At 63.8% G+C, this 2,701-nt stretch carries 3 protein-coding genes and 1 pseudogene; all 4 read left to right on the top strand.

The features are described from left to right. The first annotated feature begins 21 nt into the window (after positions 1–21). Positions 22–1,035, top strand: coding sequence for a 5-dehydro-2-deoxygluconokinase (iolC, locus tag ACIPY3_RS23090; RefSeq protein ID WP_400337879.1), 1,014 nt, complete (start codon positions 22–24; stop codon positions 1,033–1,035). Beyond that, positions 1,032–1,979, top strand: a complete 948-nt coding sequence (locus tag ACIPY3_RS23095; RefSeq protein WP_400337882.1) for a deoxyribose-phosphate aldolase — start codon at positions 1,032–1,034, stop codon at positions 1,977–1,979. The genes iolC and ACIPY3_RS23095 overlap by 4 nt, the downstream gene beginning before the upstream one ends. Before the next feature lie 3 nt (positions 1,980–1,982). Next, the gene (locus ACIPY3_RS23100; RefSeq protein WP_400337884.1) at positions 1,983–2,336 is read left to right on the top strand and encodes a winged helix-turn-helix domain-containing protein; all 354 of its coding nucleotides are present in this window, start codon (positions 1,983–1,985) and stop codon (positions 2,334–2,336) included. 84 nt (positions 2,337–2,420) lie between these two features. After that, positions 2,421–2,701, top strand: a pseudogene (locus ACIPY3_RS23105) (3D-(3,5/4)-trihydroxycyclohexane-1,2-dione acylhydrolase (decyclizing)); the annotation flags it as partial.

Raw genomic sequence — 2,701 nt, forward strand, 5'->3', positions numbered from 1 at the left:
TTAGAAAGGTTTGCGATTGTCGTGACCCACGAGCTTCTTACTATTGGGCGCATCAGCGTCGATATCTACCCGAATGATGTTGGTGTGGGTTTGGAGGATGTGTCCTCCTTCGGCAAGTATCTTGGCGGTTCGCCGTCCAATGTTGCTGTTGCCGCCGCCCGGCATGGGCGGCGGGCCGGTGTTATCACCCGCACTGGCGATGACCCGTTCGGTGCGTATCTGCATGGCGAGCTGGGAAAGTTTGGTGTGGACGATTCGTTCGTTTCCCCGGTCCAGGGCCTGCAGACACCGGCCACGTTCTGCGCGATCCAGCCTCCGCACGATTTCCCGCTGTACTTCTATGGACGGTTCCCCACGGCCCCTGATTTGCAGATCAAGGCCGAAGAACTTGACCTCGATGCGATCCGGGACGCCCGGATTTTCTGGTCCACGGTCACTGGATTGTGCCAGGAACCGTCACGAAGCGCCCACCTCGCGGCGCACGAAGCCAGAAACCGTGACCGGCTCAGGATGAACCAGTTCACTGTTCTTGACTTGGATTACCGGCCCATGTTCTGGGCCTCGGAGGAAGAAGCCCGTGAACAGGTGGGCAGGATCCTGCCGCACGTGACGGTCGCGATCGGTAATGAACAGGAATGCGCCGTCGCTGTCGGTCACGGCTCCCCCGACGAACAGGCAGACCGTCTCCTCGCCGCCGGCGTGCAGATCGCGGTCGTGAAGCTCGGCCCCGAAGGCGTGATGGCCAAGACCCGCACGCAGCGCATCGTCTCGGCCCCTGTCCCGGTGGAAACCGTCAACGGCCTGGGCGCGGGCGATTCCTTCGGCGGCGCTTTCTGCCACGGACTGCTTTCCGGTTGGCCTCTCTCGGAGGTCCTGGACTACGCCAACGCCGCAGGCGCGATTGTCGCCTCCCGCCTGTCCTGCGCGGACGCGATGCCGACGCCGGATGAGGTCATCTCGCTGTTGGCCGAGCGCGGCCGTCCGATCCCCGGTACGCCTAAGACACGCACTCTCGCAGAAGGAGCAGTGAAATGAGTCTCGACACGGTCGCCGGCCATGCCGGCGTGAACGATGACCCCCGCCGTTACGAACACTTGGGCCGTATCCGTTTGGAGGACCCGGAGGCCGTGGCCCGCGCTGCTGCCACCCGCCGTCCTCATCCCGGCCTGAAACACGGCGTGCAGAACTTCATCGTCGCCGCCGACCACCCGGCCCGCGGTGCCGTGTCCGTTGGTTCGGAGCCGATGGCGATGGCCGACCGCCGAGATTTGCTGGACCGGTTGCAGATCGCCTTGGCGAACCCTGCCGTGGACGGCATCCTCGCTTCCCCGGACATCATGGACGACCTCCTGCTCCTTGGAGCTTTGGAGGGCAAGCTCGTGTTTGGTTCCATGAACCGCGGCGGCCTGGCGGGACTGGTGAACGAATTCGATGACCGCTTCACCGGCCACACCGCCGCAGCCTTGGAAGCCCTCGGCGCTAATGGTGGCAAGATGCTGACCCGTATCTGCCTGGGCGACCCGGACACCGTGGCCACCCTCGAAGCGACCGCCAAAGCCATCGACTCCCTGGCCGAACGGAAACTCATCGCCATGGTCGAACCCTTCCTCTCCGTCTGGGCCACAGGCCGGGTCCGTAACGATCTCACCGCAGACGCGGTGATCAAATCCGTTGGAATCGCCGAAGGCCTGGGATCCACCAGCGCCTATACATGGATGAAGCTGCCCGTCGTTTCCGAGATGGAACGCGTCATGGCAGCCACTACCCTGCCCACCGTGCTCCTCGGAGGGGACCCCACGGGAAGCCAGGACGAAATCTTCGCCTCCTGGTCCGATGCCCTGGCCCTGCCCGGAGTCCAAGGCCTCACCGTAGGAAGGACCCTGCTCTACCCGGCAGACGGAAACGTCGCAGGGGCCGTCGCAACAGCTGCCTCCCTGCTGCGCACCCCCACCCGGTCTGCTGCGGACGACGGGGAGTAACCCATGGTCAGCCTCAGAGCCGTCGCGGGGACACACCTCACGGGTCAGCCCATGCCCGTGCCCGTGCGGGCAACCTCGTTCGTGTCGGCCTGGGGCACCACTGCGCACAACCAGAAGTACCCGCTCGCTCTTCCTTGGCGAGACCGGATTCCCGTGCCGCTTTACTACCAACTGGCCCAGAACATGGAAGAAGCCCTCGAATCCGGTGAGCTCCGGTCCGGGGACCATCTCCTGTCTGAAAAGGAAATCGCGGAGAACCTCAGAATCGCCGTGGGCACCGTCCGGAGAGCGTGGATGTACCTGAAGAGCAGAGACGTGATCAGCCACAGAAGCGGAGAAGGAACCTTCATCACCTGACCGTCAACGGGCCACGACGTTCACCCCACCACGACGCCGTAACCCCCACAAGCAGCATCACTTACTAGAACAAAGGAGTAGACAATGAAACCTGCTACCCGTCGGATGACCGTGGCGCAGGCCGTGGTCGAGTTTTTGTCCAGGCAGTACACGGTTGACTCGGTCGCTGGTGTGGAGTTCCGTGAGCGCCTGATACCGGGCACGTTCGGTATTTTCGGGCACGGGAATGTGGCTGGTGTGGGGCAGGCGTTGAAGCAGTACCAGGCCGCTGACCCGTCGATCATGCCGTACTACCAGGGCCGGAACGAGCAGGCCCAGGTCCACCAGGCCGTCGGGTATGCCCGGCACACTCGCCGCCGCCAGAC

The sequence above is a fragment of the Paenarthrobacter sp. NPDC089714 genome, assembly GCF_044748905.1.
Lineage (GTDB): Bacteria > Actinomycetota > Actinomycetes > Actinomycetales > Micrococcaceae > Arthrobacter.